Source organism: Pseudomonas sp. RA_105y_Pfl2_P56 (assembly GCF_963970845.1).
GTDB classification, from domain to species: Bacteria; Pseudomonadota; Gammaproteobacteria; order Pseudomonadales; family Pseudomonadaceae; genus Aquipseudomonas; species Aquipseudomonas baetica_A.
On sequence record NZ_CAXAPL010000007.1, the window covers coordinates 1 to 26,170 of the forward strand.

The 26,170-nt window shown below is 58.8% G+C and carries 21 protein-coding genes and 2 pseudogenes; 12 read left to right on the forward strand and 11 right to left on the reverse strand.

The annotated features are described in order from the left end of the window. Window positions 1–198, forward strand: a pseudogene (locus tag AACY11_RS06825) (IS3 family transposase); the annotation flags it as partial. A gap of 36 nt (window positions 199–234) precedes the next feature. Here the strand turns inward: AACY11_RS06825 and AACY11_RS06830 are convergent. Both AACY11_RS06830 and AACY11_RS06835 read right to left on the reverse strand, forming a co-directional pair. Next, window positions 235–1,646, reverse strand: a pseudogene (locus AACY11_RS06830) (phospholipase effector Tle1 domain-containing protein); the annotation flags it as partial. 139 nt (window positions 1,647–1,785) lie between these two features. Beyond that, a complete protein-coding gene (locus AACY11_RS06835) occupies window positions 1,786–2,148 on the reverse strand; it encodes a DUF6124 family protein (RefSeq protein WP_339432672.1) in 363 nt (120 codons plus the stop codon). Window positions 2,149–2,670: 522 nt separating this feature from the next. Between AACY11_RS06835 and AACY11_RS06840 the strand changes: the two genes are divergently transcribed. After that, window positions 2,671–3,210 carry an acyl-CoA thioesterase gene (locus tag AACY11_RS06840; protein ID WP_339432673.1) on the forward strand — a complete coding sequence of 180 codons (540 nt, stop codon included), beginning with the start codon at window positions 2,671–2,673 and terminating at the stop codon, window positions 3,208–3,210. 133 nt (window positions 3,211–3,343) lie between these two features. On the opposite strand, the gene AACY11_RS06845 is transcribed toward AACY11_RS06840, so the two are convergent. Next, the gene (locus tag AACY11_RS06845; protein WP_339432674.1) at window positions 3,344–3,898 is read right to left on the reverse strand and encodes a cytochrome b; all 555 of its coding nucleotides are present in this window, start codon (window positions 3,896–3,898) and stop codon (window positions 3,344–3,346) included. Window positions 3,899–4,106: 208 nt separating this feature from the next. On the opposite strand from AACY11_RS06845, the gene AACY11_RS06850 reads away from it, so the two are divergent. From AACY11_RS06850 to AACY11_RS06880, 7 genes are read left to right on the forward strand one after another with little or no spacing between them, the layout of a single operon-like run. Then, entirely contained in the window at window positions 4,107–4,784 is a 678-nt protein-coding gene (locus tag AACY11_RS06850; protein WP_339494201.1) for a thermostable hemolysin, read from the forward strand. Beyond that, the gene (locus tag AACY11_RS06855; RefSeq protein WP_339494202.1) at window positions 4,774–6,255 is read left to right on the forward strand and encodes an AMP-binding protein; all 1,482 of its coding nucleotides are present in this window, start codon (window positions 4,774–4,776) and stop codon (window positions 6,253–6,255) included. Before AACY11_RS06850 ends, AACY11_RS06855 begins: the two co-directional genes overlap by 11 nt. After that, window positions 6,252–6,926, forward strand: a complete 675-nt coding sequence (locus AACY11_RS06860) for a TenA family transcriptional regulator (RefSeq protein WP_339494204.1) — start codon at window positions 6,252–6,254, stop codon at window positions 6,924–6,926. The genes AACY11_RS06855 and AACY11_RS06860 overlap by 4 nt, the downstream gene beginning before the upstream one ends. After that, window positions 6,913–7,722, forward strand: a complete 810-nt coding sequence (locus AACY11_RS06865; RefSeq protein WP_339432677.1) for an SDR family oxidoreductase — start codon at window positions 6,913–6,915, stop codon at window positions 7,720–7,722. The genes AACY11_RS06860 and AACY11_RS06865 overlap by 14 nt, the downstream gene beginning before the upstream one ends. Further along, the gene (locus AACY11_RS06870) at window positions 7,719–8,363 is read left to right on the forward strand and encodes a tetratricopeptide repeat protein (protein WP_339494206.1); all 645 of its coding nucleotides are present in this window, start codon (window positions 7,719–7,721) and stop codon (window positions 8,361–8,363) included. Before AACY11_RS06865 ends, AACY11_RS06870 begins: the two co-directional genes overlap by 4 nt. An 11-nt stretch (window positions 8,364–8,374) precedes the next feature. Continuing rightward, entirely contained in the window at window positions 8,375–9,037 is a 663-nt protein-coding gene (locus AACY11_RS06875) for a response regulator (RefSeq protein ID WP_221732632.1), read from the forward strand. Further along, entirely contained in the window at window positions 9,034–10,404 is a 1,371-nt protein-coding gene (locus AACY11_RS06880) for an ATP-binding protein (RefSeq protein ID WP_339432678.1), read from the forward strand. The genes AACY11_RS06875 and AACY11_RS06880 overlap by 4 nt, the downstream gene beginning before the upstream one ends. Window positions 10,405–10,476: 72 nt before the next feature. Here AACY11_RS06880 and AACY11_RS06885 read toward each other — a convergent pair whose 3' ends face one another. The 4 genes from AACY11_RS06885 to AACY11_RS06900 all read right to left on the reverse strand — a co-directional run bounded on the left by AACY11_RS06885 (window position 10,477) and on the right by AACY11_RS06900 (window position 18,954). Next, window positions 10,477–11,415 (reverse strand): diguanylate cyclase, encoded by a 939-nt coding sequence (locus AACY11_RS06885; RefSeq protein WP_339432679.1) that lies wholly within the window; start codon window positions 11,413–11,415, stop codon window positions 10,477–10,479. Continuing rightward, the gene (locus AACY11_RS06890) at window positions 11,415–15,959 is read right to left on the reverse strand and encodes a PAS domain-containing hybrid sensor histidine kinase/response regulator (RefSeq protein ID WP_339494208.1); all 4,545 of its coding nucleotides are present in this window, start codon (window positions 15,957–15,959) and stop codon (window positions 11,415–11,417) included. The genes AACY11_RS06885 and AACY11_RS06890 overlap by 1 nt, the downstream gene beginning before the upstream one ends. A 74-nt stretch (window positions 15,960–16,033) precedes the next feature. Continuing rightward, a complete protein-coding gene (locus AACY11_RS06895) occupies window positions 16,034–17,743 on the reverse strand; it encodes a two-component system response regulator (RefSeq protein ID WP_339432681.1) in 1,710 nt (569 codons plus the stop codon). Between the two features lie 86 nt (window positions 17,744–17,829). Next, window positions 17,830–18,954: an HDOD domain-containing protein gene (locus tag AACY11_RS06900; protein WP_339432682.1), complete on the reverse strand. Its 1,125-nt coding sequence runs from the start codon at window positions 18,952–18,954 to the stop codon at window positions 17,830–17,832. Window positions 18,955–19,305: 351 nt separating this feature from the next. On the opposite strand from AACY11_RS06900, the gene AACY11_RS06905 reads away from it, so the two are divergent. Further along, window positions 19,306–19,869, forward strand: coding sequence for a GNAT family N-acetyltransferase (locus tag AACY11_RS06905; protein ID WP_339432683.1), 564 nt, complete (start codon window positions 19,306–19,308; stop codon window positions 19,867–19,869). 29 nt (window positions 19,870–19,898) lie between these two features. On the opposite strand, the gene arsH is transcribed toward AACY11_RS06905, so the two are convergent. The 4 genes from arsH to AACY11_RS06925 form a co-directional block, all read right to left on the reverse strand. After that, a complete protein-coding gene (gene arsH, locus AACY11_RS06910; protein WP_221732639.1) occupies window positions 19,899–20,600 on the reverse strand; it encodes an arsenical resistance protein ArsH in 702 nt (233 codons plus the stop codon). A 12-nt stretch (window positions 20,601–20,612) separates the two neighbouring features. Further along, window positions 20,613–21,083 carry an arsenate reductase ArsC gene (locus AACY11_RS06915; RefSeq protein ID WP_339432684.1) on the reverse strand — a complete coding sequence of 157 codons (471 nt, stop codon included), beginning with the start codon at window positions 21,081–21,083 and terminating at the stop codon, window positions 20,613–20,615. A gap of 26 nt (window positions 21,084–21,109) precedes the next feature. Then, window positions 21,110–21,457: a metalloregulator ArsR/SmtB family transcription factor gene (locus tag AACY11_RS06920; protein ID WP_339494210.1), complete on the reverse strand. Its 348-nt coding sequence runs from the start codon at window positions 21,455–21,457 to the stop codon at window positions 21,110–21,112. 106 nt (window positions 21,458–21,563) lie between these two features. Continuing rightward, window positions 21,564–22,448 carry a LysR family transcriptional regulator gene (locus tag AACY11_RS06925; RefSeq protein WP_339465594.1) on the reverse strand — a complete coding sequence of 295 codons (885 nt, stop codon included), beginning with the start codon at window positions 22,446–22,448 and terminating at the stop codon, window positions 21,564–21,566. A 133-nt stretch (window positions 22,449–22,581) separates the two neighbouring features. Between AACY11_RS06925 and AACY11_RS06930 the strand changes: the two genes are divergently transcribed. Next, window positions 22,582–24,231 carry a GMC family oxidoreductase gene (locus tag AACY11_RS06930; RefSeq protein ID WP_339465595.1) on the forward strand — a complete coding sequence of 550 codons (1,650 nt, stop codon included), beginning with the start codon at window positions 22,582–22,584 and terminating at the stop codon, window positions 24,229–24,231. A gap of 149 nt (window positions 24,232–24,380) precedes the next feature. Beyond that, complete coding sequence (locus tag AACY11_RS06935) at window positions 24,381–26,003, forward strand: MFS transporter (protein ID WP_339432688.1); 1,623 nt, start codon at window positions 24,381–24,383, stop codon at window positions 26,001–26,003. The last annotated feature ends 167 nt before the right edge of the window (window positions 26,004–26,170 follow it).

The following is a 26,170-nucleotide window of genomic DNA, read 5'->3' on the forward strand; positions in this document are numbered from 1 at the left end:
CGAATCCGCTTCGTGACCCCGGCCGAACGGCACCGTGGTCAGGATCATCAGATCCTGGCTCGGCGTCATGAGCTGTACGAGCAAGCTCGGGAGAAATGCCCGGAACGCTGGTCTGGACAGACAAGAAACTGGGAGCCGATGGGCACTGTGATGTTGAACCCGGATCGGCAGCAGCAGACCGAGAAAAGAGCGGCATAGTTAGACGGCGACGCGACAACAACCTTGAAAAACGCCGGAGGTATGGATGTACTTCAGTTTCAGCATTTGTTCTTCTTCTTGGGTGGTGCTGAAGTCGCCGGCAAGGAACCTGTCGCACATACCTTGCAATTCTTGGGGAACGGCATACTCGCTTCTTCCTGGTATGTCGGTAAAGGGAACACCCTTTTCCTTGGCCAGTTGATGCATCACCTTGAGATAAACCGTCGAAAGCTTGCCACTGACCGGACGCTTAAGTTGAAGTCCGGCGTATACGCGTTTTTGTTTAGGCCCGAGCCGGTCTTGCAGATCCGTCGGCAAGTCGAATGCCTCAGGAGTCACGATTTCCAATAAATGGGCCGGCCACCCTTTGGCTACCCACTGACTCTTCACTTTGGCGGCGTCTTGATAAATCGAGGTTATTTTGACGTCTGTGTTGATCGACACCTGAAGCGTTTGCATAGGACTGACCAATACGCACTCTTCAACCTCATCAAGGTAGCTACCACCAATATCCGAATGGACGCCGGGGCACGTGTATTCCGGGTAATCGGGCTTGACTCGGCTGAGGGCAAAATTAGCCCGACATTCATCCCGGGCGACCAAGTGGACGACGTTATGGAAGAACCGACGATCAAGGTAAAGCCTCACGCCTGGAGCGATGGGACTTTTCACTCGACCAAAATTGGTGAAGCCGGCAATGGAGGGCACTGTATCGAACAACCCGATAAAGCCCATATTGATGCCACCACCGTACTCGTCGCTAAAGGTACGGCTAAAATTTTTGGCAGTAGTTAACGAATCCCTTAACGGCCCCTGCTTGCCTCTGACAATTTCATTAGAGAAGTGGCGAGCCGCTGCTGCCCCTCGACTAAACCCGAAGGTGTCAAAGGTGATTGAGGCTATTTCACTGTTTGGATTCTCTTGAAGGGCGTCTTCGATAACTTGTTTGATGAAGGTAAAAGACGTTTGAACACGACCGGCGACTCCCGTCTCTCCGCGTCCCATGCCCTGTCCGACCAAACTGTCCTTTTCATTGGCTCGCGTGCCAATGCCTTCGATATACAAAGGGCGCGACACCTTTTTTATCGCCCCTTCTCCCTCGCCTATCGGTGATTCGTAATAGAGGTCAGCCAGTTTTTTATATTGGTTGCATCGGAGCCATAGCTGCTATCCGGATCCCCCATATAGGGTGCGCAACTCGCAGGAATATCCTGCGGCGCAATCGGATGCTGCGCGCCACACAGCAACCCAGCGGCCGTGTTATTCGCATTATTCCCGGTGCCATCAAAGAACACCCCAATCCTCAACGCGATGCCGATTTTCTCGGGCGCGGGTGCGGGTTCTTTCCCGTGTTTTTCGTATTCAGCCCAACGCTGGGCGTGGATATCGACGGGTTTGGCTTCTTCGTAGCGATAGTTTTTCGGGGGGTTGGGGACATAGCCGCTCAATCCTTGATTCCTTGCTCTGATCCTTGAGAACGGCCCGAAGGGTGACAGCCGTGGCTTGGGGGCGCAAGGCGTGGCCGTGTGCCAGCCCGGTTGAGACAGTGGATTGTGACGAGGGTTTCCCCTCGTCGTGGTGGTTGGGTTATTTGGAGATTTCCACGCGATCTAGCGCCTGGTTAACCGCCAATTCGCTGAGCATCACGACTTGCGCAATGCCTAGCGCGGTTTTGCGGTGGGAGGTGTCGAGTATGGCGGCGAAGTTGTTGAGCATTTCGCTGGCGGAGCCGAGGGTTTCGCTGGCGTTGGCCAGCAGCGATTCGGTGTCGTACTTCGGGTTGGCGAGGTACATGCGCTCGGGTTCGTTGGTGCTGGCCATGATCTGGTCGGCGGGTTTGAGGTAGTGGTCGAGGGCGCGTTCGGCGGCGTCATGGAATTTCTTGGAATCGGGGGATTCGTAGGGGGATGTGGGGTCGGTGGCTGGCGGGTTCGGCGTTACTTTGAACATGGTGAAACTCCTAGTTAATTAAAGAGGAGCCTTCACCTTCGCTACCAAACGAAGGGTGGCGGCCATACGCGGGTTGGTAGACCGGTAACTAGGACCCGGCACACCCGAAGGTGTCCTGCGCATGGCCACCATTGAGCAGATACCCGACCGGGTCTGCAAACGGTGCGCGATGCGACTAGTTATGGCGGGCTACCAAACCCGATCACTGTTTTTCAGTGACCGACAAACGATAGAACCCGCGACCTAGACGCACAAGCCGGCGGATTCTGGCGTAGTCGTAGGCGATGGCGCAAGACGTTGTAGGGTTTGAGTGGTTACCGGACACCTCCGTTAAACAGCCCGGTCATCTCCCGTTTATCCACTGTTCGTGATGACTGACGATTCAGCCACTGACGCTGTTCGATGATTCGTCAGCCGTCATGACCGGAACGTACTTTTCAGGCCAAAACAGTCATTTACGCACCTACCTCGTTCAAGTCTGCGTCGCTAGAGTGCAGCCCTCCTCAAACGATGGGCGTACTTATGAATCTCTGGTTTCGACTGCTCTGCATGCTTCTACGGCGACCATGGCGCAAACCGGTCAATGCACTGGCATCGACCGTCATCCGCATGCGTGTGTGGCCATTGGATCTGGACTTCAATCGACACGTCACCAATGGCCGCTATTTCACGATGGCTGACGTTGCACGCATGGATTTTGTTTTGCGCAGTGGCGCCTTCCGCGTGGCACTGCGCGCAAAAGCACTGCCGATTGTTGGGGATACCTGGGGTAAGTTTCGACGTGAGCTCAAGCTGTTTGAAGCGTTCGAAATCCACAGCAAGATGCTGGGCTGGGACGACAAATGGAGCTTCATGGAACACCGTTTTGTGAGCAATGGCAGGGTGGTCGGCGTCGTGGTCATGCGCGGGCTGTTTCGTTCGGCAAAGGGGACTGTTGCGCCAAGCGAATTTGTCCAGGCGCTGGGATTACCCGAACAATCACCCGAGATGCCGCAGTGGTTGACATCGTGGTCGATGAGCTGTGACGCCATGAGCGGCCAACTCAGAGCCGAGGAGCAGTGAGTCGTCAGCCGTTGCACAAAAAACAGTGGGAGCGGGCTTGCTCGCGAAGGCGTCCGGTCAGTCGGCATGGATGTCGACTGGTGAGACGCTTTCGCGAGCAAGCCCGCTCCCACAGGGTTTGAGGTCAATGGGCTTATTGTGTATCAGAACGGCCCGGCAGCATCCGCACCAGCGTGTTATCCCGCACCCAATAGTGGTGGAACAAGCCTGCCGCGGCGTGCAGGCCGATCAGCCAGTAGCCGGCGCTGCCGATCAGTTCGTGCCAGTACTTGAGGCGTTTGGCGAAGTCCGGGTCGATGGCGACCGGGGCCGGTACGTGGAAGCCGAAGTATGGGAACGGTTTGTCGCCGGCGGCAAGCATCAGCCAGGCGAGGATCGGGGTGGCGATCATCAGGCCGTAGAGGGCCAGGTGCATCAGGTGCGAGATGCCGGTCTGCCAGGCCGGTGGTTTGGGGGTGATCGGTGGGCGTGGGGTCAGGCGGCCGATGAGGCGGATCCACACCAGGGCGAAGATGCTGGCGCCGAACAGGCCGTGAAAGCCCATCAGCAGGCCGCGCGCTTCGCTGCCCTTGGGCATGAAACCTTTGAGCTCGACGCAGGCATAAACACCGACGAACAGCGCCAGCATCAGCCAGTGCAGCATGATTGAGAGTTTTCCATAACGGTTTACGGCGTTGTCGCGGGTCATAAGAAGCGCCTCGTGATTGTCGTGAGCGACGGTCGATTCATTCGACGGTCTCGATTCGGTTGCCGGGCGAACCGACGGCATCACCCTCCCCGCCCAGTCTTAAGACAGTCTGAAGATCGGCCCGCAGATTACCCTTTTTTTACCTTCAGACTTCGTTAAGAAATGGTTCGGATACTTCGCTCAAACCATTGAGGGAGGCGTTCTGCCCATGCCCGATTTCCACTGGAACATCCCCCTGCCCCTGCACTTCGGCCAAGCCGAAACACCGCAGATGACCTTATCCAGTGCCTTGCCGGACGATGTTCAGCGACCGGTGTTCGAGGCCTTTATCCAGCAACGTTTTCGCAAGGCCCATGGCGCTGACATCCGCCACTTCATGCCCGAGCTGTTCGGTATGCACAACGGCGACGGTGAGTTGTGTGCGGTGGCCGGGCTGCGCCGCGCGCATCTGGAGCCGTTGTTTCTTGAGCGCTATCTGGATGAGCCGATCGAGCCGCTGATCAGCGCCGCAGCCGATCGCCCGGTGGATCGCGACGCGATCGTCGAGGTGGGCAACCTTGCTGCCAGCGACACCGGCAGTGCGCGCTTGAGCATTATCGCCATCACTTACTTGCTGGCCATGGGCGGTCTGGAGTGGGTGACGTTCACCGGCAACATCGGGCTGGTCAACAGCTTCCATCGTCTGGGCCTGAAACCGGTGACGTTGTGCGCCGCCGACCCGGCACGCCTGGGGGACGACCGTCACAGCTGGGGCAGTTATTACGAAAGCAAACCGTGGGTTCATGTGGGCAACATCCGCGCCGGTTTTATCCATCTGCGCAATATCGGTCTGTTCACGCGCCTGGGTCTGCCAACCTCGATTGAAGGAGCTTGCCATGTCGCTTGAACTGCAACGTTTCAAGGAAACCCTGCGCAGCCATGCCGGGCGCAATGACAACACGATTGCCCTGTGGGGCGACACCCTAAGGCTCGATTACGCCACGTTGTACGCCGAGGTGCTGTATCGCCAGGAGCGTTTGCGCGAGGAAAACGTGCAAGTGATTGCACTGGCGCTGGACAACGGCGTCGACGCGATGCTCTGGGACTTGGCCGTGCTGTTCGAAGGCCTGACCTGCGTGACGCTGCCGCCGTTTTTCAGCTCGGCGCAACGTGCTCATTGTCTGGAGCAGAGTCAGGCCGAACGGGTGATCGCCGAGCCGGAACTGGAGGCCGAGTTGCTCGCAGGCGGTTATGTGAAAAGCGGCGAGTTCTGGTGCCGTACCTTCAGTGGTCCGAGCCACATGCCCGCCGGCACGGCCAAACTGACCTTCACGTCTGGCACCACCGGCACGCCCAAAGGCGTTTGCCTGAGCGCCGACAGTTTGTTGCGGGTTGCACGCGAGCTGCATCAGGCCAGCGAACCGACCGCTCCTCAGCATCACCTGGCGCTTTTGCCGTTGGCGATTCTGCTGGAAAACCTTGGCTGTTATGCGGCGCTGTATGCCGGTGCGACGCTGAGTCTGCCTGGCCAGAAAACCCTCGGCATTCAGGGCGCCAGTGGCGTGGATGTGCCACGCCTGCTGGGCTATCTGGCCAGCCGTGCGCCGGAGAGTCTGATTCTGGTGCCGCAGTTGTTGCTATTGCTGGTCGGCGCCGCCGAACAGAAAGCCTTCGATCCCCAGACTCTGCGTTTTGCGGCGGTGGGTGGCGCGCGGGTGTCCGAGGATCTGCTGCACCGCGCCCAACGGGTCGGCCTGCCGGTTTATGAAGGTTATGGCTTGTCCGAGTGTGCCTCGGTGGTCTGTCTCAATCGCCCCGGTGCCTGGCGTCCGGGCAGCGTCGGCAGGCCGCTGCCTCACGTTGAAGTGCGCGTGGCCGAGGACGGCGAAGTGCTGATCAAGGGTTCGCCGCTGTTGGGTTATCTGGGGGATGCGCCGTACGCCGAAGAATGGTGGCCAAGCGGCGATCTGGGCGAGTTCGATTCGCAAGGGTTTCTCTACCTCAAGGGCCGCAAGAAGCATCAGTTCGTCACCAGTTTCGGGCGCAACGTCAACCCGGAATGGGTCGAGTCCGAGCTGACCCAGCGCCGCCACATCGCCCAGGCGTTCGTCTATGGCGAGGCGATGCCGCACAACCATGCCTTGCTCTGGCCACATCGCCCGGATTGCACCGACGCGGAACTGGCCGCTGCCGTTGCCGAGGCCAACGAGGCGCTGCCCGATTACGCCCAGGTACACAACTGGACGCGCCTGCCACAACCGTTCACCGCCGCCAATGGCTTGCTCACCGCCAATGGCCGCCCGCGCCGCGAGGCCATCGTCGCGCAGTACCACACACAACTGACCGAATCCGCCGTCTCTGAGGAATCCGCATCATGATTTTTTTCGACACACTGCAAGAAGCCACTCAACAGGAACGTCACGAGCTGTTCAATCTGCCGATCATTCTTGATGCGCTGCAAGGCAAGGTCAGCCTTGAAAGCTATCGCGCATTTCTCGCCCAGGCCTATTACCACGTACGCCACACCGTGCCTTTGATGATGGCTTGCGGTGCGCGTTTGCCGACGCGTCTGGAATGGCTGCGCAAAGCGGTGTGCGAGTACATCGAGGACGAGTACGGCCATGAACAATGGGTGCTCAACGATATCGCCGCGTGTGGCGGTGACCGCGATGCGGTGCGTGATGGTCAGCCGTCGCTGTCGATCGAGTTGATGGTCAGTTTCCTTTATGACCTGATCGCTCGCGGCAACCCGGTGGGGCTGTTCGGCATGGTCAACGTGCTCGAAGGCACCAGCATTGCCCTGGCGACCCACGCAGCGGGCAGCATTCGCGAGCGTCTGGCGCTGCCGGAGACGGCATTCAGCTACCTGAGCTCCCACGGTTCGCTGGACGTTGAGCATATGCAGACCTATCGCCGACTGATGAATCAGTTGGAAGATCCAGAAGACCAGGCCGCGGTGATCCACGCCTCGAAAGTCGTCTATCGCTTGTACACCGACATGTTCCGTGGCTTGCCGCGTGACGCGGAGGCTCAACATGCAGCTGCGTGAAGCGCGTGTGGTATTGACCGGCGCCAGTGGTGGCATCGGCATGGCCATCGCCAATGCCTTGTGCGCCGCCGGCGCCCGGGTGCTAGCCGTGGCCCGCCACCAGGAAGCCTTGCAGCCGCTGATCGAGCGCTACCCGCAAAACCTGTGCTGGGTGGCCGCTGACCTGACCTTCCTTGCCGACCGGCGCAATGTGCTGGCTGCCGCCGAAGCCATCGGTGGCATCAACCTGCTGATCAACGCGGCCGGGGTCAATCACTTCGCCATGCTTGAGCAACTCGATGACAGCGACATCAACGCGATGCTGGCGGTGAACATCAGTGCGCCGATCTGCCTGACCAAACTGCTGCTGCCGCTGCTCAAGGACGCCGACAGTGCGATGGTGGTCAACGTTGGCTCCACGTACGGCTCGATCGGCTACCCCGGTTATGCCAGTTATTGCGCGACCAAATTTGCCCTGCGCGGTTTTTCCGAAGCCTTGCGCCGGGAACTGGCCGACACCCGGGTCAGCGTGCTTTACGTCGCGCCCCGCGCTACGCGCACGTCGATGAACAGCGCGGCGGCGCAAGCCTTGAATGATGCGCTGAAATCCAACGTCGATGACCCGCAAGCCGTGGCGTCTGCGGTGATCCACGCGATTGCCGGCGACCGTCGCGATTTGTATCTGGGCTGGCCGGAGCGCTTCTTCGTGCGCCTCAACAGCCTGCTGCCGCATCTGGTGGATCGAGGCCTGCGCAAGCAGTTGCCACTGATCCGTCGCCTGAGTGAAAAACCCGACAACGAGCCGCCAAAACCATGAAGAAAATCTCCGCATGTCTACTGCTCGGCGCGCTGAGCCAAAGTGTTTGGGCGCTGGACACCGCCGATCAGCAACGCCTGGCCGGCATTCAACAGAGCTGGGCGCACATTCAATACGAAACACCGGAGAAACAGCGCGCCGCCGCTTTCGAGCAACTGTCGGCGCAAACGACGAGCTTCACCAGCCAACGCCCGGCCGTGGCCGAAGCGTGGATCTGGAAAGGTATCGTCACCAGCAGTTGGGCCGGTGCCCAGGGTGGGCTCGGTGCGTTGGGCAAAGCCAAAGACGCCAAGGCTGACCTGGAAAAATCCCTGAGCCTGGACCCCAAAGCCCTGCAAGGTTCGGCCTACACCAGCCTCGCCGCCCTGTATGATCGCGTGCCGGGCTGGCCAATCGGTTTTGGCGACAGCGACAAGGCTGAGCAACTGCTCAAGCAGGCGCTGCAACTCAACCCCGAGGGCATCGACAGCCTGTACTTCTGGGGCGATCACCTCTACCGTCAGAAGCGCTACGCTGAAGCCAAAGCTGCATTGCAAAAAGCCCTGCAAGCGGCGCCCCGCCCGGGCCGGGAAACCGCCGATGCCGGGCGCCGCAAAGAAATCGCCGCGTTGCTGGTGGACGTGAACAAGAAACTCGAATGACAGGAGTCCGTGTGCGTTTATTACTGATCGAGGACGATGAGGCCCTCGGCGAGGGTATTCATCAAGCGTTGGGGCGCGAAGGCTACACCGTCGACTGGCTCAAGGACGGCAGCAGCGCCCTGCACGCCTTGCTCAGTGAAACCTTTGACCTGGCGGTGCTTGATCTGGGTCTGCCGCGCATGGACGGCCTCGAAGTGCTGCGTCGACTGCGCGACAGTGGCTCGAACCTGCCGGTGCTGATCCTGACCGCTCGCGATGCCACCGAGGATCGTATCGCCGGGCTCGATGCCGGCGCCGACGATTACCTGATCAAACCGTTCGATCTGGCCGAACTCAAGGCGCGTTTGCGTGCCTTGTTACGACGCAGTGCCGGGCGCGCCCAAGCGCTGATCGAGCACGCCGGTATCAGCCTCAACCCCGGCACACAGCAGGTCACCTATCACGGCCAGCCCGTGGCGCTGACGCCCAAGGAATATCAGCTATTGCATGAATTGCTCTCGCCACCGGGCCGCGTCATGACCCGCGACCAACTGATTCAGTTGTTGTACGGCTGGAACGAAGAAGCAGAAAGCAACACCCTGGAAGTGCATATCCACCACCTGCGCAAAAAGTTCTCCACCGACCTGATCCGCACCATCCGTGGCGTGGGTTATCTGGTGGAGGAGCGCCGATGAGTTCGATTCGTCGCCGTACGCTGACGCTGATCATCGGCCTGATGCTCGCCGGTTTAGCGGTATTGAGCGTGTTCAATCTGCACGACAGTAACCACGAAATCGCCGAAGTCTACGACGCACAACTGGCGCAAAACGCGCGGTTACTGCAAGGCGTGATGCGTATGCCGATCAATGGTCAGGCGCACAGTGATCTGTATCAGGCGTTCAATACTGCGCTGGGAGAAGCAGAGCCTCGCGTCGACGGTCATCCTTACGAAAGCAAAATGGCCTTTCAAGTGTGGGACCCCAGGAATGAAGTGCTGGTACACACCGCCAGCGCCCCCACCTTCACCTCCCCGCCAACCCAGCCTGGCTTTAGCGATGTCGTGGATTTGAAAAACCGCCAATGGCGCGCATTCATGCTGGAAGACAAGCAGAACGGCCTGCGCATCTGGGTCGGTGAGCGCGATGATGTACGCGCCGATCTGGTCGACCGCATCGTCCGTCACACACTGTGGCCGAACGTGCTCGGTAGCCTGATCCTTGCGGCCATGGTCTGGCTCGCCATCGGCTGGGGCCTCAAGCCACTGGCGGACATGGCGGCGACCCTGCGCGCCCGCCACAGCGGCTCGCTGGAACCTTTGCAACTGACACCCTTGCCCAGCGAGCTGGAACCGATGCAAGCAGCGCTCAACCGCATGCTCGCGCAGATCCAGGAAGTGCTCGGCCGTGAACGCCGCTTCATCGCCGACGCCGCCCACGAAATGCGCACACCGCTGGCGGTGCTGCGGGTGCATGCGCAAAACCTGCTGGAGGCCGGCACCGAACAGGAGCGCCGCGACTCGCTGCAATTTCTGATCTCGGGTGTCGATCGCACCAGCCGTCTGGTCAATCAGTTGCTGACCATGGCCCGCCTGGAGCCAAAACCCAACCCGCCGCCCCTGCAACGCATCGACCTCAGCGAAACCGTGCGCAACAGCCTGGTGCAACTGACCCCGTGGTTGCTGAGTAAACAGCTGGAACTGGCCTTTGAAGACGGCGCCCAAACGCTCCATGTTCTGGCCAGCACTGCCGCCATCGACATTGCCCTGAACAACCTGATCACCAACGCCGCCAACTTCTCCCCGGACCACGGCGTGATCACCGTGACGCTGACTCAAACCGACGGCTTCTGCCATTTGAGCGTCGAAGATCAGGGGCCGGGCATTGATGAGGAAGATCGAGAGCGCTTGTTCGAACGGTTCTACAGCCGCGGTAACGCGCAGGGTGCGGGATTGGGGCTGACCATCGTCAACACCATCGCCATGCGACTGGGTGGGCGGATTACGTTGGTCAACCGGGCTGAGGGTGGATTGCGGGCGACGTTGTCGATGCCCGCAAGGCAGTGATCTGCGACGGTCGATGGATCAGGTTGAACCTCACTGACAATCGCGGTCACTTGCCAGCAGCAGGCCGCGGCCCTACAGCTCCACCGAGGCTACCCGAGCCCGACCGGCATTCTTCGCTTCGTAGAGCTGCATGTCCGCCGCTTCGATCAAGGCCTCGAAAGCAAGAACGCCCGTAGGGGTCACGGTCGCCACGCCGAGGGAGACCGTAACCACATGATCGGCATCGGAGGTCGAATGTTCGATGGCCAACGCTCGAACATTCGCTTGCATTTTTTCTGCAATCTCGACGGCTCCCGCATGACTGGTCGTGGGCAAAAGGCAGGCAAACTCTTCGCCGCCGTATCGAGCGACCAGGTCGTAGGGGCGTCTGACCGTTTCAGATAACGCCTGAGCAACAGACCTCAGGCAACTGTCTCCAGCCTGATGACCATACTGGTCGTTGTAGCGTTTGAAAAAATCGACATCGGCCAGGATCAGCGACAGGGGTTTTTGCTCTCGATAACACTGGCGCCAATCAGCTGATATCTCCTCATCGAATTTGCGCCGATTGGCCACTCCCGTCAGACCATCCAGCAACGCCATGGAGCGCAGCAGATCGTTCTGCAGTTTCAGAGTCAGGTGTGTTCGCACCCGCGCCCTGACCACGATCGGGTTGATGGGTTTGCTGATGAAATCTACCGCGCCCAGTTCCAGGCCCAGCACCTCATCAGAGTCTTGCTGTTTCGCCGTAACGAAGATGACAGGAATGTCTTGAGTCGCCGGGTCTGCCTTGAGGCGACGACAGACTTCATGACCGTCCACGCCATCCATGACCACATCCAGTAGCACCAGATCGGGAATTTGCGCCTGGCATACCGTGATTGCCTGTTCGCCGCTGGTGGCCATGAACACGTCGCAGTCCTCACGAAACAGCTCATGCAGGACCCGGATATTGGTCGGTTGATCGTCGACAATAAGCAGTTTTGGGCGTTTGTGCGGCTGAAGTAGCCAAGTCTTTTTCAATTGCTCCATCAGGCAGATCTCAACAGTTCACGCCCTATGGGCATCGCAGCACTAAAGTCCAACGACTGCACCATAACAACGAGTTCGTTGAATTGCGGGCGCAGTGCCGGGGGCGTTTTTGACAGCAGTCCAGTTGTCAGTTCAATGGCTTGAAGATTACCGGTTTCCAGCAAGAGCAAAATCTCTTCAAGGGACTCTTTCCATTGCGCAGATTCCATGACTTCCCTATCGGTAAGGATTTCTGTTGATGGGCTCTGAGAAAATTCGACATTCATCTGTAAAAGGCTTTGTTGCAGCAGCCTGCCAAGCTCCTCAAACCAGGAGGGGTCAGCCAAGAGCCTTGCTGCGGATTCAGCATCCTCGTGTTTAAGCTTGTGTTCCAGATCACCGGCCAACCGTGACAATGCCCTGGCCCCCAAGGTGCCGCTGCTGCCTTTAATGGCGTGGAGAACGAAAACAGCCCCCGACGCCTCTTGTCGCTGGATCTGATCATGCAACTGCACCAGTTGTTTTTCCAGCTCGGGGCCAAAGTTCATCAATACATTGCGGATCAACTCGAGGTTACCGCCAAAGCGATTGATGATCGACTGCCGGTCCTCAATGAGGGCCTCATCCCTGTCGGTTTGCACAAGGTCTGTCGATGTTTGACTGCCCTCGCGGCCGGTTTGACAGAGCAGTGTCACGACCAGTTGTTCCAGGTCTACCGGTTTACCGACGTGCTCATTCATCCCCGCCGCCAGGCAGGCTTCTCGGTCTGCACTGGAGGCATTGGCCGTCATTGCCACAATCGGTAACGTCGCAAAACGCGAGTCGGCACGAATGCGCCGGGTTGCTTCCAGGCCATCGATATCCGGCATCTGGATATCCATCAATACGGCGTCGAAGGGCACACGCTCATTGAGCACCTTGCTGACACCCTCCAACCCACACTCAGCCAGCGTCACTTGAGCGCCTTCACTGGTCAGCAGTTCACTGGCAATCTGCCGATTGAGCATATTGTCTTCGACCACCAATAAGCGCAGCCCCGCCAAGCGTTGTGACCCGGCACCCGCTGGTTGCACCCGCGCAGATTGCAGAGGGTCTTTACCCTCGAAGGCTCGCTGAACCGAGTCGGCCAACTGCTTGGGAGTGACAGGTTTGGTGAGAAACCCGGCAAAGGGAGCATCGCCTTCAAGATAGGCATCTGTCAGCACTTCACGGCCGTAGGCGGTGATCATGATGATCAGTGGTGGTGGCGCGTCACGGCTCTGCTGCTTGATCAATTGCGCAGCGTTCAAGCCATCCATCCCCGACATCCGCCAGTCCATCAGTACGACATCGTAAGCCTCGCCGCGCGCCTGGGCGCTGTTGACCCGTTCCACCGCTTGCGCGCCTTCACTCACATAGTCTGCGGTCCATCCCAGCGCATGAACGGTTCGTAACAGCAGTTCGCCCGCCATTGCGTTGTCGTCGACGACCAGTAGGCGCATCGGCACATCAACGCCTGGGCAGTCGGATCGCAGCAGCGCGTTCTGAGCGACATTCAGGGTGATATCGAACCAGAAGCGACTTCCGACGCCGTACTGGCTCTCCACTTGCAACTCTCCCCCCATCAAACCGACCAACCGCTTGCAGATCACCAGCCCCAGACCGGTGCCACCAAAGCGCCTGGAGGTCGACGCTTCGGCTTGGGTAAAACCTTCGAAAATGCGCTGAAGTTGCTCCGGGCTGATGCCGATGCCGGTATCAGAGACAGCGATGCGCAATTCAACGGCGTTTTCCGTGCGCTTGCGTTGTTCAACGCTGACGACTATCTGGCCTTGCGGGGTGAACTTGAGCGCATTCCCCGCCAGGTTGATCAGCACTTGTTGCAGTCGCAGGCTATCGCCGATCAGGCCGTTGGGCAGATTGGCGTCCAGGTCGAACATGACCTCAACCTCTTTCTCACCCTGGTTGCCCGCCAGCACGACGGCAAGATCGCGCATCAACGACTCAAGTTCGAACGGGTGCACATCGAGTTGCAACTTGTCCGCCTCGATCTTGGAATAATCGAGAATGTCATTGAGCAAGCCCAGCAGCGATTTCGCGGCGCCCTGCGCTTTGCTCACGTAATCGAGCTGGCGCCCGTCAAGCGGCGTGTTTTGCACCAACTGCAACATGCCCAGCACAGCGTTCATCGGCGTACGAATCTCATGACTCATGTTGGCGAGAAAGGCCGACTTCGCCGCACTCGCCAGATCGGCCTGCTCTTTGGCGTAAAGCAGGCGCGATTCCAGCTCGCGCTGGGAGGTGATGTCCCGGTTGATACCGGTCACACGCAGCGCTGCCCCGGTCGGCGTGCGCTCGATCTGCGCGGCGGCATGGATAAAGCGAATCTGGCTGTCCGGGCCAGTCACCCTGAATACCGTGTCGTACTCATCCACCCCATCGACGGCGGCACTGAGCCTTGCAGCCGCAGCCTCGACATCCTCGGGGTGAACACGGGTGTACCAATGCATATAGTTCAGGCCGTTGTCGCGCAACGCCAAAGGCTGCCCGTAAAACTCGAACATGCGGTCATTCCACTGCAAGGCATTATCCGACAACGTCCAGGACCAGATCCCCAGTTCCGCCACTTCCGCGGCCATCAGCAATTGATGATGCACCGCCATCAGTTCGCTACGCTGTCGCTGTGTCGTTTCCAGGCTTGCCGCCAGCTCCTTTTCTGCCGCTTTACGTTCGGTGATATCGACGGCGATGCCCAGGTAGCCAGTCAATTTCCCATCGTCATCGCGCATGGAGGTAACGACCAGCGTCACAGGAAACCGTGAGTCATCCTTGCGTACGTAAGTCCACTCTCGAGTTTCTGCGCTTTCATGCTCGGGTTTATGGGTAAACACACCAATGCCATTAATGGTCTGACCATACTCCTGGCTCAGTTCCTGGCCCCGCGCAGTGACTTCATCGGCTACATGGAAGAGCGCCGGCGTGTGCTTGCCCAGCACCTCTTCGGCGTCATAACCCAACAAATGCTCGGCGCCGTTGTTGAAGACACGAATGACGCCTTCAAGATCTGTCGCAATGATCGACACCTCAGTGGCCGAGCGCAGCACGCTATTCAACAACACATTGAGGTGCTGCAGTTCTGACGTTCGCTGTGCGACCTGCTCTTCCAGGCTTGAATTGAGTTCGAGAATCCGCGCCTCTGCGGCCTTTTTGGCCGAAATGTCCCTGATTGTCTTGGAGGCACCGACGACGCGGCCACCCTCGCCATAAATCGGAGAGATGCTCGCGGAGACGTCGATCAGTTGTCCGTCTTTGTGACGGCGCTGAGTATCAAAACTATCGATACGATCGCCCGCCCTGACACGCTCAAGGATGTGCGCCTCCTCACTGGCCAGCTCCGAGGGAACAATCAGATTGGCCAGTGTGTGGCCCACGGCTTCTTGCGAGGTAAACCCAAAAAGATGCTCAGCCCCTTTGTTCCAGTTGGTGACAACGCCATCAAGGGTTTTACCGATAATCGCCTCTGCCGAGCTTTCAACAATGGCGGCTAGCCTTGCCTGTTCGGCAATAACCTGACGTCGACGTTGACGACTGACACTGCCGACCCCCACCAGAGTCGCCAAAAGAAGGGTGAGAACACCGCCCAGCAACAGCACCACCTTCGGTGAGACCTGACGCAAACGCTGGATGAACAGCGAATTGGCGCCAAGTTCGATTTGCCACCGCCGGCCGTAAACCTCGCGCTCCACCTGATGAGTGATCAGCGTTGCAGAGCTGGCCGAGTTGTCGGCGCTCTCATAAAACAACGTCTCTTGCCCCGGGACAGTGATGTCCCTCAATTTCAGGTGCACGGCCTTGTCTTCTATGCGCAGGCCCGTGAGGACCTGCTCGGTCTGCAAGACTGCATAGCTCCAGCCGAACGCGGCGGCGTCACGTTCGGCTGCCGTCGCAGGTGTCACGCCGTTGCGAAAAATGGGCATCAACAACAAGAACGACTGCTGCGGTTTGCCAATGGCCTGTACCAGGGTGATGGGCGCTGTTATCTGCGTCATGCCGCTCTGTATTGCAGAGTGAGCAGCTTCGCGCCGAGCAGGTTCCGAGGCTATGTCCAGGCCAATGGCGGGCTGATTGCCTTCAACAGGCTCGACATACTGGATAACGTAGCGCTCGCCAGGATGAGCCGAGAGTTGACGAATGGAAAAATCAGCGGCGCCATCGGCCCGGGCTGACTTGATAAACGCGCTTTCATCGCGTTCCGGTACGCGCCTGACAAACCCGATAGCTCTTGCGCCGGGGAACTCCACGGCCAGGTCACGCGTTTTCTGATAACGACTGAACAGTTCACGACTTATCCCCTGCTCCCCCGCTGTCACTACTGCACCGCGAGCACCACGCAAACCGTACTGGTAAAGATTGAGGCGACTTAAAACCAATTCAGCGGCCTCGGCTGTAGCTGCAACGATCGCTTCTTGAGCGTGGCGCTCGTTGATACGGTCAAGCACCCAGCTACCCAGAACGCTTGCCCCCAGGCCCACAGCCAGGGTAATCGCGACGCCCCAGTTCAATGTAAAAAATCTGGATTTCTTCACCCGGTTTGCCCTGCTGCAGAAGACTTTCAGCCTTCACATTTAAAGTTCGACCCTGTCGGGGAAGTGTTTGCAACTTAGCTCAAAGTGGGAACAGTAACGTCTAGCCCAGCAGATAAAAACGACTTTATTTGCGCAAAATTGATCGGGCGGCAATACAGATAGCCTTGCATGATCTGACAACCCAGTTCCAGAAGTGCATGAGCCTGTTCCTGGGTTTCGACACCTTCGGCCACCAACTCCAGACCTAGCGCCTGACCTAACTTGATGATTGCTGCGATGATGGCCGAATCGCTTTTATCGGTGATCATGTCTCGCACAAAACTCTGATCTATTTTCAGAACATCGATCGGAAACCGTTTCAGGTAAGCCAGGCTTGAATAACCGGTGCCGAAATCGTCGATCGAAATACGAACGCCGAGCGTTTTGAGATGAAAGAGGGTTTCTCGGGCGCTTTCAATGTCCCGTGCCAGTACCCCCTCGGTGATCTCCAGTTCCACATATCTGCCCTCCAATCCAGACTCAAGCAGGATGTCTTCGACCATGGTCAGAAAGGACGCCTCGCGAAATTGCACGACGGAGATATTCACGCTGATGGAAATGTCATGGCCCAGTTCGCGAAGTGTCCTGGTGTCCCTGCAGGCCTGCAACAAAACGTATTTACCAATAGGGATGATCAGCCCGGTTTCTTCTGCCAGCGGGATGAAATCGGCAGGAGAAACCAGCCCCCCTTCAGGATTGCGCCAGCGGATCAGCGCCTCCATGCCAATGATGCGGTTATGTCGGGCATCAACCTTCGCCTGGTAGAAAACTTCAAAAACGCCTTCTTCCAAAGCGTTGCGCATGTGGCGTTCAAGCAGGTGCCTGGCGCGCATGCTGCTCTCGATATGCGAGGAAAAAAAACAGTAGCGATTACGCCCTGAAAGTTTCGCCTGATACATGGCCGCATCAGCATGTCGGTGCAGCGATTCCATGTCGTCGCTGTCTTCAGGGAACACGCTGATGCCGATGCTCGCCGACAGGTCGTAGCGGTTACCCTGAATTGAAAAAGGACTGGCGATGATCTCGAGCAGCCTTTGCGCGAAGTCCCCCATGGCATCGAACCCGACCACCTCTGGCAGGAGCAGGATGAACTCGTCTCCCCCTTGCCGGCTGACAGTGTCCTCCATGCGCAGGGAACCCGATATTCGCGCTGCAACCTCCCGCAGCACCAGATCACCGACCGAGTGGCCCATCGAATCGTTTATGACCTTGAAGTTGTCCAGATCAATCAGGAGCATCGCCACACGCCCCTGCCTGCGACGGGCCTTTTGCAAGGCCTGCTCGGTGCGGTCCTGCAACAGGATCCGGTTGGGCAGGCCCGTCAGAGCATCGTGATTGGCCAGCCTCTTGGCCTCTACGCGCAAGGCGATGTGAGCTTTGATATGGGCTCTGGCAACCGGAATATTCAACGGTTTTTGAATGAAGTCCACGCCACCGCACTCCATCGCCAGTAATTCAGCGCTTGTTTGCGTATGAGCGCTGACAAAAATGACCGCGACGCTAAACAGTTCCGGGTCAGACTTGAGTATCCGACACACCTCGAAACCGTTCATACCGGGCATTTCGATATCAAGCAAGACCACATCGGGCCGGCATTGACGGGCGATATCGAGGGCTTGCTGACCACTTTGGGCCGTATGGACTTCAGCCAGGTCAGACACGGCACTGCTCAGTGTTCTCAAGGCGGTAATCTGGTCATCAACGATCAGGAGGACCGGTTTGAGACTAAACGGCTGATTGCGCATTCCGTTGCTCCTCGCAAATTCCTTGCATTGAATAACCGACAACCCTGAGTCCGCGCCCTGCTCCACCCTCGCACTACCAGACACGCTCAGGCCAGACCGGCCAACCGTTGAAGCCTTTCAACGTCTGCTTCGGGTTCGCCATTACTCATGGCGGCGGCCAAACGCATCACGACCTGTTCACGACGTACTTGCAGGGTCGGCAAGACATAAATAGCACCAATCAGCTCACGCAAAACCATCGGCAGACCCCAGTTTGCTTTCAATCGAACGGCAAAAGGCGCCGCAAAATCGCGGACAGCGTGCAAGAGTGCCTCTTCACTAACGCTATTGCCCAGGTTCTCCCATTTCTGGGTCTGGTAATACACACAGAGTTCGCCCATGCGGTGCAACAGTGCGGCCGTTTGCATCGGCGCAGGATCAAGCCCGCACTGCTGGGCCAGAAGCACAACTCTTTCAGCCAACCGCTCGGAATCATCCAGAAGTGCCTGAACCCCTGGCATGAGCATAGCGCCGGGGTGCGTTGCGCTCTGTCGCAACGCCTGGCTGATCGCCAGGTTGACGCTGGTCAACCCGCCTAACCGGGTGAGTGCCGCTTTCAGGTTCGTGCACGGCTGGCCCTGGCCGAGATACGCGGCGCTGTTGGCGGCAGCGATCAAATGGGCGCACAAGGCCGGGTCATACTGCCAATCATTGGCGAGTTCGCGCAGATCCAGTACGGCGCCGCCATAGCCAAGCTGAAGCTTTTCCTTTACCGAGGCGAGTAAAGGCAAGTCCAGTTCGTCCGCAGTCAAACTGCCGAGATAGCTGGGTAAGTCTTCAGTATTGATCGTGGGGGGGCGCAGCGGGTCATCCGGCGGAAGCAGTGCCTCCAGGCGCTCGACAAGGCGTGAAACCTGAAAGGGCTTGGTAAAAAATGCGCTGACCCTCAGCGATTTCACCGCCAGCACGCTGTCTCGGTCGGCGCGCCCGGTGATGATGATCAGCGGCATGTCGTGATCTTTTTGGCGAATGCTGTGCAGCAGGTCAACGCCCGGCGCATCTGGCAGATTCCAGTCCGCGATGACCAGTTGATAGGTACCTGGGTGCCAGGCAGCCAAAGCGCTAGCAACGTCGATATAGCAATCGACCTGTGCCGCCGGGCGAATACTCAACACCAGTTGTTTTAAAAGATCTGAAATCCAAGGGTCATCATCCAGAATCATCACTCGCATTCGGTATTCCTCACCGGATCGACGGCCTGCTTTACGACGTGTAACAAACTATCGACCATCCGCAGCAATAGTAGTCGTTGGGCGTAGATCGTGGGATCCGGTCGTTATCAACGCAAGACGTGGTGGCTCACTGTGGCGCTCATCTGCAACTCAATTGACCTGCGCGAGTTTTTCACAAACAACAAAGTCCGGCTGCATCCTCCGATTGGCCTGACAGGGTTGGAAGTCGAGCGACGGGGTACGTTTAGCGTCGGTTTGAATCAGATCAGACGCCAGCGTCGTTAACAGTGTAGAAAGGAATGAGCGCAGTACAACCGCGCGTTGCTCTTTCCCTCGCTGGAGGTTCACATCATGCTCACTGTCAAAGACCACAATGACCGGGCGACGGCCGCTTACGCCGCACACACCGGTGAATACTGGATCGAATCGCTCAAGGACGGCCGGCATGTGTTGATCCGGCCACTGGCGGACAACGACCGCGAACGCGAGTACACGTTTATCCAGCGTTTGTCCCCCGAGTCCCGCCACATGCGCTTTCTGGCGCAGATCAGCGAGCCGGGCACGGCGCTGCTCGATCAGTTGATGGACATTGATCAAAAGCAACGCGCCGCTTTCATTGCCCTGGTTCACGAAAACGGCGAATTGATCGAAATCGGTGTCAGCCGCTACGCCGCCACGGGCGAGCAGGAAGGTGAATGCGCCGTGACTGTCGCCGATGAGTGGGCGCATCTGGGCCTGGGTACCTTACTGATGGAGCATCTGATCAAAGCGGCTGGCAAAAACGGTTTCACGCACCTGTACTCGGTGGACTCGGCCAACAACACGGCCATGCGCGACCTGGCCAGAGCCCTGGGCTTTGAAACCCACACGGATCCCGACGATAGCCGCCAGGTCATCCATCGCCTGCATTTGTAGCGCCACGTCGCGCACTGACAACCAGGGCGTCATATCGAACGCTGGTTGACCCGAGCCATCAGTTGCTCGGCTGACTCCTTGCGCTCTGAATAACGATCGACCAGATAGGCCTGACTGTCGCGCAGCAACACGGTGAACTTCACCAATTCTTCCATCACATCGACGACGCGGTCATAGAACGGCGAGGGTTTCATCCGCCCCGCCTCGTCGAACTCCATGAACGCCTTGGGGATCGAGGATTGATTGGGGATGGTGAACATGCGCATCCAGCGCCCCAGCACGCGCAACTGATTGACCACATTGAACGACTGTGAACCGCCGCAGACCTGCATCACCGCCAGCGTTTTGCCCTGAGTGGGACGAACGGCGCCGAGCGCCAGGGGGATCCAGTCAATTTGCGCCTTGAACACTGCCGACATCGCGCCGTGGCGCTCCGGCGAGCACCAGACCTGGCCTTCCGACCACAGCACCAGATCGCGCAGTTCCTGCACTTTGGGGTGTTCGACAGGGACATCGTCGGGCAGGGGCAACTCTGAAGGATTGAAAATGCGCGTCTCGGCGCCAAAGTGCTCGAGCAGGCGCGCGGCCTCTTCGACCAACAGACGGCTGAAGGAGCGTTCGCGGGTCGATCCGTAGAGCAACAAAATCCTTGGCTTGTGCGTGCTTGGCGGCTTCGGATGCTGCTCGCTTTCGAACAGGCTCAGGTCAAGATTGGGCAGTTGTTCAGACATGGGGGATCCTGCTTAAAGGGTGCCGATCCGATCCAGCTCGCGCTTGAGTTCATCGCGGTTGAGTCGGTCAAAGGGAAGGTCGAGAAAGGCCTGGCAACGCCGTTCGATGCGCCCCAACGTCGAGCGAAACGCCGCCTCGACCGTCGCGTCGTCGCCGGCCACGTCGGAGGGATCTTCAAGGCCCCAATGGGCTTTCAGCGCCGGGCCGAAATACACCGGGCAGCTTTCGCCGGCGGCCTTATCGCAAACGGTAATGACGATGTCTGGCAGGTGGTCTTCGAAAGCGTCGTTGCCCTTGCTGTACAAGCCAACGATGCTGATGCCGGCCTGCTGCAAGGTCGACAAACTGCGCGGCAGCACCTGGCCTTTGGGGAAGCTGCCGGAACTTACCGCCTCGTGTGTCGACGGGGCCAAGTGATTGAACATCGCTTCAGACAAAATGCTGCGGCAACTGTTGGCCGTGCACATGAACAAAACTCGCATGGAGTGCTCCTAAAAAGTGTGGGGATTCAGCAACACGCGCTATCGCGCACGGGACGTCCATCCATGTTGCGCAGACGGGCGGCGTTGTCCTTGAGCCAATCGGCGTTGGCCTTTGCAGTCACTTGCAGGATGTCGCGGACCCACTCGGGCAGATCCGGGTTGAGCCGGTAATAAACCCATTGACCCTGACGGTGATCGAGCAACAGCCCGTTACTGCGCAGTTGCGCGAGGTGGCGGCTGATTTTCGGCTGGCTGTCGCCGAGGGCGCACATCAGCTCGCAGACGCACAATTCGCCTTGGTCGGCGATCAACAGCGTGGCACGCACTCGGGTCTCGTCGGCCAGGCTTTTGAAGAGTTCAGGGGGGGTGATCATCTGGACGCACCATACATACGGAAAATCGAATATACGGATATCCATATATTAATCAACCCCGGCCCCAAGCACATCGAAGCCCCCCTGTGGATGGGTGTTAGCTGGGTTAACCGCGTAAGAGCCCCTGCTCGGCTTCACACAACCCCACCACATAGTCCCAAACCACCCGCAGCCTCACCGATTTGTGCAACTCGCGCCGCGTGCTGATCCAGTAACTGCGCTCGATGCTTTCATCGGGCAGCAACGCGACCAGGTCCGGATCGGCGGCGGCCATGTAGCACGGCAACACGGCAATCCCCAATCCCGAGCGCGCCGCCTCCTGCTGGGCGATGACGCTGGTGCTGTGAAACACCACCCGAGGGCTGCGACAGAAACTGTTGAGAAACATCAGTTCCTGACTGAACAACAAATCATCGACATAACCAATCCACGCGTGCCGCCCAAGATCTTCGCGACTGCGCAACGCCGGCGCGTTGGCGAGATAGCGCTGGCTGGCATAGAGCGCGAGGCGGTAATCGGTGAGTTTGCGCGTGACCAGCATGTCGGCCGCCGGGCGCTCCAGGTGGATGCTGATTTCCGCTTCTCGGTTGAGGATGCTGACAAAGCGCGGCACAGCCACCAGTTCCACTTCCAGCCCCGGGTAGCGTTCGAACAGGCCGATCATGCGACTGGCGAGGAATTTGATGCCCAGGCCTTCGGTCACACCGACGCGGATCTTGCCCAGCGGCGCCGTGGACTGGGTGATTTCTTCCTGGGCCAGCAGTGCGACGTTTTCCATGGCTTCGGCGTGTTTGAGCAACGCCTCCCCCGCCGGGGTCATTTCGTAACCTTGGGCGTGCTGGACGAACAGCGCGGTGCCGAGGCTTTTTTCGATGGCTTCGATGTGGCGGGCAACGGTGGCATGGGTCGTGTTCAGCCGGCGGGCGGCGGTGAGCAGCCGGCCGCTGCGTTGCAACTCAAGAAAAAACCGCAGGTCGTTCCAGTCGAACATGGGGTGTCCTTGTCAGCGATCGTCATTCAAGGCTGTTTAAAAACGCACAGCGGCTGCGCAAAAACTAACATTCTTTTAACGAAAGCTAACAACTAGAGTGTCCGACAATAAAAACAAAAAGCGAGGTCAGGGAATGCAGACTTCCCTCGATGAATACGACTACATCGTGGTCGGCGCCGGCCCTGCCGGGTGTTTGCTGGCCAATCGACTGTCGGCCGATCCACAGCAGCGCGTGCTGTTGCTCGAAGCCGGCGGGCGCGACAACTATGCGTGGATTCACATTCCTGTCGGTTACCTGTTCTGCATCGGCAACCCGCGCACCGACTGGTGCTTCAAAACCGAAGAACAACCGGGCCTCAACGGCCGCGCACTGAGCTATCCGCGCGGCAAGGTACTGGGCGGCTGTTCTTCCATCAACGGCATGATCTACATGCGCGGCCAGGCCAACGACTACGACGGCTGGGCGGCCGAAGGCAATCCGGGCTGGGCCTGGAACGATGTGCTGGCGCTGTTCAAACAAAGCGAAAACCACTTTGCCGGCGCGGCTGAGTTTCACGGCGCCAAGGGCGAATGGCGGGTTGAGCAACAGCGGCTGTCCTGGCCCATTCTGGATGCATTTCGCAGCGCTGCCGAACAAAGCGGCATTGCCAGCATCGATGACTTCAATCAGGGCGATAACGAAGGTTGCGGTTACTTTCAGGTCAACCAGAAGGCCGGCGTGCGCTGGAACGCGGCCAAGGCCTTTCTCAAACCGCTGCGCAATCGCGTGAACCTGACGGTGCTGACCGGGGTTGAGGTCGATCGGGTATTGCTTACGGACGGTCGCGCGACGGCAGTCAGTGCGCGTCACGAGGGTCAGGTCAAACGCTTCAAGGCGCGCAAGGAAATCGTCCTGTGCGCAGGCGCCGTTGGGTCGCCGAATATTCTCCAGCGTTCGGGCATCGGTCCGCGTGGGTTGTTGGAGCGACTGGGGATCGGCGTGCTACATGAACTGCCCGGGGTGGGCGGCAATCTGCAGGATCACCTGCAATTGCGCCTGATCTACAAACTGGAAAACGCCCGCACCCTTAACCAGATCGCTGGCAGCGTGTGGGGCAAGATGGGCATGGGCCTGCGTTATCTGTATGACCGCAGCGGGCCATTGTCGATGGCGCCGAGTCAGTTGGGCGCCTTTGCGCGCTCAGGGCCGGAGCAGACATCAGCCAACCTTGAATATCACGTACAGCCGTTGTCTCTGGAGCGCTTTGGCGAGCCGTTGCACAGTTTTCCGGCGTTCACCGCTTCGGTGTGCGATCTGCGCCCGCAGAGCCGTGGCCGCATCGACATTCGCTCCGCCAACCCACAAGACGCACCGCTGATTCAGCCCAATTACCTGAGCCATCCTGAAGACCTGCGCGTGGCGGCGGATGCGATTCGCCTGACCCGACGCATCGTCAGCGCCCCTGCCCTGCAAGCGTATAAACCGGTCGAGTATCTGCCGGGCGACAGCCTGCAGAGCGAGGAAGCGTTGCACGAAGCGGCGGCGAAAATCGGCACGACGATTTTTCACCCGGTCGGTACCTGTCGAATGGGCAATGACGCCGATGCGGTGGTCGATGCGCAGTTGCGCGTGCATGGTGTGCCGGGTTTGCGCATTGCCGACGCCTCGATCATGCCGCGCATCACCTCGGGCAACACCTGTTCGCCGACGCTGATGATTGCCGAGAAAGCAGCGCAACTGATCCTCAAACCAACACTAAACACCCACCCTGTGGGAGCGGGCTTGCCCGCGATGACGGTATGACATTCAACATTGAAGTTGGCTGAAGCACCGCTATCGCGAGCAAACCCGCTCCCACAAGGAGATTGGCGTTTGATTCATGGGCATCGCGCATCACCCGGACACGCAACACCAGTGGAACAACAAAAACAATCACTGTGAGGGATACCGATATGTCAGAACACGTTCAGCCGCTGGATGCCGCGAGCGGCGCCAGCACCAGCAATGCCACGCAGAAAGTCATCTTCGCCTCGTCCCTGGGGACGGTGTTCGAATGGTATGACTTCTTCCTCTACGGCGCCCTCGCGGCGGTGATCAGCAAGCAGTTTTTCGCCGGGGTCAATGACACGACTGCCTTCATCTTTGCGCTAATGGCATTTGCGGCGGGATTTGTCGTACGGCCGTTCGGGGCGCTGGTGTTCGGTCGGTTGGGTGACATGATCGGGCGCAAGTACACGTTTCTGGCGACCATCATTTTGATGGGTATCGCGACCTTCTGCGTGGGTTTGCTGCCGAACTACGCCAGCATCGGCATCGCCGCACCGATCATTCTGGTGTTGTTGCGCATGCTTCAAGGCTTGGCGCTCGGCGGTGAATACGGCGGCGCGGCAACCTATGTCGCAGAACACGCGCCCATCGGCAAACGCGGTTTGCACACCAGCTGGATTCAGTCCACCGCCACCCTCGGTTTGCTGCTATCACTGCTGGTGGTACTCGGTTGCCGCTACTTCACGGGCGATCAGTTCGAAGTCTGGGGCTGGCGGATTCCGTTCCTGCTGTCGGTTGTGCTGCTGGGCATCTCCACCTGGATCCGCCTGAGCCTGCACGAATCGCCGGCCTATCTGAAAATGAAAAAGGAAGGCAAAACCTCGAAGGCGCCGATCCGCGAATCCTTCGGCAAATGGGAAAACCTCAAAGTCGTGCTGATCGCCCTGTTCAGCATCAATGCCGGGCAAGCGGTGACCTTCTACGCGGCGCAGTTTTATGTACTGTTCTTCCTCACGCAGTTCTTGAAAATGGACCCGGCGGTGGCCAACACGCTGCTGATCATCAGCGTGGTGATCGGTGCGCCGTTTTTCATTATTTTCGGCTGGCTGTCGGACAAAGTCGGACGTAAACCAGTGCTGATGCTCGGCCTGTTGCTGGCCACCGTGCTGTACTTCCCGATCTTCAAATCCCTGGCCCACTACGCCAACCCGGCGATTGACCAGGCCAGTCGTCAGGCACCGATCACCGTGCTGGCCGACCCAGCGACCTGCACCTTCCAGTTCGATCCGGTGGGCAAGGCCAAATTCGACAGCCCGTGCGACAAGGTCAAAACCTTCCTGGTCAAACAAGGCCTGCCCTATTCCAGTGTCGCCGCACCGACCGGCAGCGGCGTGCAGGTGAGCATCGGCGACGTGAAGATCGACGGCTACGACGAAGCGGCCCTGCGCGGTGCCGTGACGTTGGCCGGGTATCCGCAACAGGCCGACCTGCAGCAAATCAACAAACCGATGATCGTCGCCCTGATCGTCGCCCTGATCATTATCTCGGCCATGTGCTACGGGCCGCTGGCGGCGCTGATGGTCGAACTGTTCCCGACCCGCATCCGCTACACCTCGATGTCCCTGCCGTACCACATTGGCAATGGCTGGTTTGGCGGTTTCCTGCCGACCGTGTCGTTTGCGCTGGTGGTGTACACCGGGGATATTTTCTACGGGCTGTGGTACCCGGTGTTGATTACCGGGGTCAGTCTGGTGGTGGGGATGATCTGTTTGCGTGAGACGAAGAATATCGATCTCGACAAGAACTGAACAGGCCCTCCAGCACGCCTTCAGTGGACGGGGCAAGCCCTCCCGCCACTGGAGGATTGAAATACCGCAGTTGCCCCGGCGCGTCGAGGCCGTGCCGAAAACTTCTCTGGGGGTTGTCTTTTGCATTGGCCAAAACTCGTCTACGATAATTTCAGAGCAAAGCCCTG

Coding starts and splice junctions, on each gene's coding strand:
- AACY11_RS06835 (WP_339432672.1), bottom strand. CDS start 2,148: ATGTTCAAAGTAACGCCGAACCCGCCAGCCACCGACCCCACATCCCCC.
- AACY11_RS06840 (WP_339432673.1), top strand. CDS start 2,671: ATGAATCTCTGGTTTCGACTGCTCTGCATGCTTCTACGGCGACCATGG.
- AACY11_RS06845 (WP_339432674.1), bottom strand. CDS start 3,898: ATGACCCGCGACAACGCCGTAAACCGTTATGGAAAACTCTCAATCATG.
- AACY11_RS06850 (WP_339494201.1), top strand. CDS start 4,107: ATGCCCGATTTCCACTGGAACATCCCCCTGCCCCTGCACTTCGGCCAA.
- AACY11_RS06855 (WP_339494202.1), top strand. CDS start 4,774: ATGTCGCTTGAACTGCAACGTTTCAAGGAAACCCTGCGCAGCCATGCC.
- AACY11_RS06860 (WP_339494204.1), top strand. CDS start 6,252: ATGATTTTTTTCGACACACTGCAAGAAGCCACTCAACAGGAACGTCAC.
- AACY11_RS06865 (WP_339432677.1), top strand. CDS start 6,913: ATGCAGCTGCGTGAAGCGCGTGTGGTATTGACCGGCGCCAGTGGTGGC.
- AACY11_RS06870 (WP_339494206.1), top strand. CDS start 7,719: ATGAAGAAAATCTCCGCATGTCTACTGCTCGGCGCGCTGAGCCAAAGT.
- AACY11_RS06880 (WP_339432678.1), top strand. CDS start 9,034: ATGAGTTCGATTCGTCGCCGTACGCTGACGCTGATCATCGGCCTGATG.
- AACY11_RS06885 (WP_339432679.1), bottom strand. CDS start 11,415: ATGGAGCAATTGAAAAAGACTTGGCTACTTCAGCCGCACAAACGCCCA.
- AACY11_RS06895 (WP_339432681.1), bottom strand. CDS start 17,743: ATGCGCAATCAGCCGTTTAGTCTCAAACCGGTCCTCCTGATCGTTGAT.
- AACY11_RS06900 (WP_339432682.1), bottom strand. CDS start 18,954: ATGCGAGTGATGATTCTGGATGATGACCCTTGGATTTCAGATCTTTTA.
- AACY11_RS06905 (WP_339432683.1), top strand. CDS start 19,306: ATGCTCACTGTCAAAGACCACAATGACCGGGCGACGGCCGCTTACGCC.
- arsH (WP_221732639.1), bottom strand. CDS start 20,600: ATGTCTGAACAACTGCCCAATCTTGACCTGAGCCTGTTCGAAAGCGAG.
- AACY11_RS06915 (WP_339432684.1), bottom strand. CDS start 21,083: ATGCGAGTTTTGTTCATGTGCACGGCCAACAGTTGCCGCAGCATTTTG.
- AACY11_RS06920 (WP_339494210.1), bottom strand. CDS start 21,457: ATGATCACCCCCCCTGAACTCTTCAAAAGCCTGGCCGACGAGACCCGA.
- AACY11_RS06925 (WP_339465594.1), bottom strand. CDS start 22,448: ATGTTCGACTGGAACGACCTGCGGTTTTTTCTTGAGTTGCAACGCAGC.
- AACY11_RS06930 (WP_339465595.1), top strand. CDS start 22,582: ATGCAGACTTCCCTCGATGAATACGACTACATCGTGGTCGGCGCCGGC.
- AACY11_RS06935 (WP_339432688.1), top strand. CDS start 24,381: ATGTCAGAACACGTTCAGCCGCTGGATGCCGCGAGCGGCGCCAGCACC.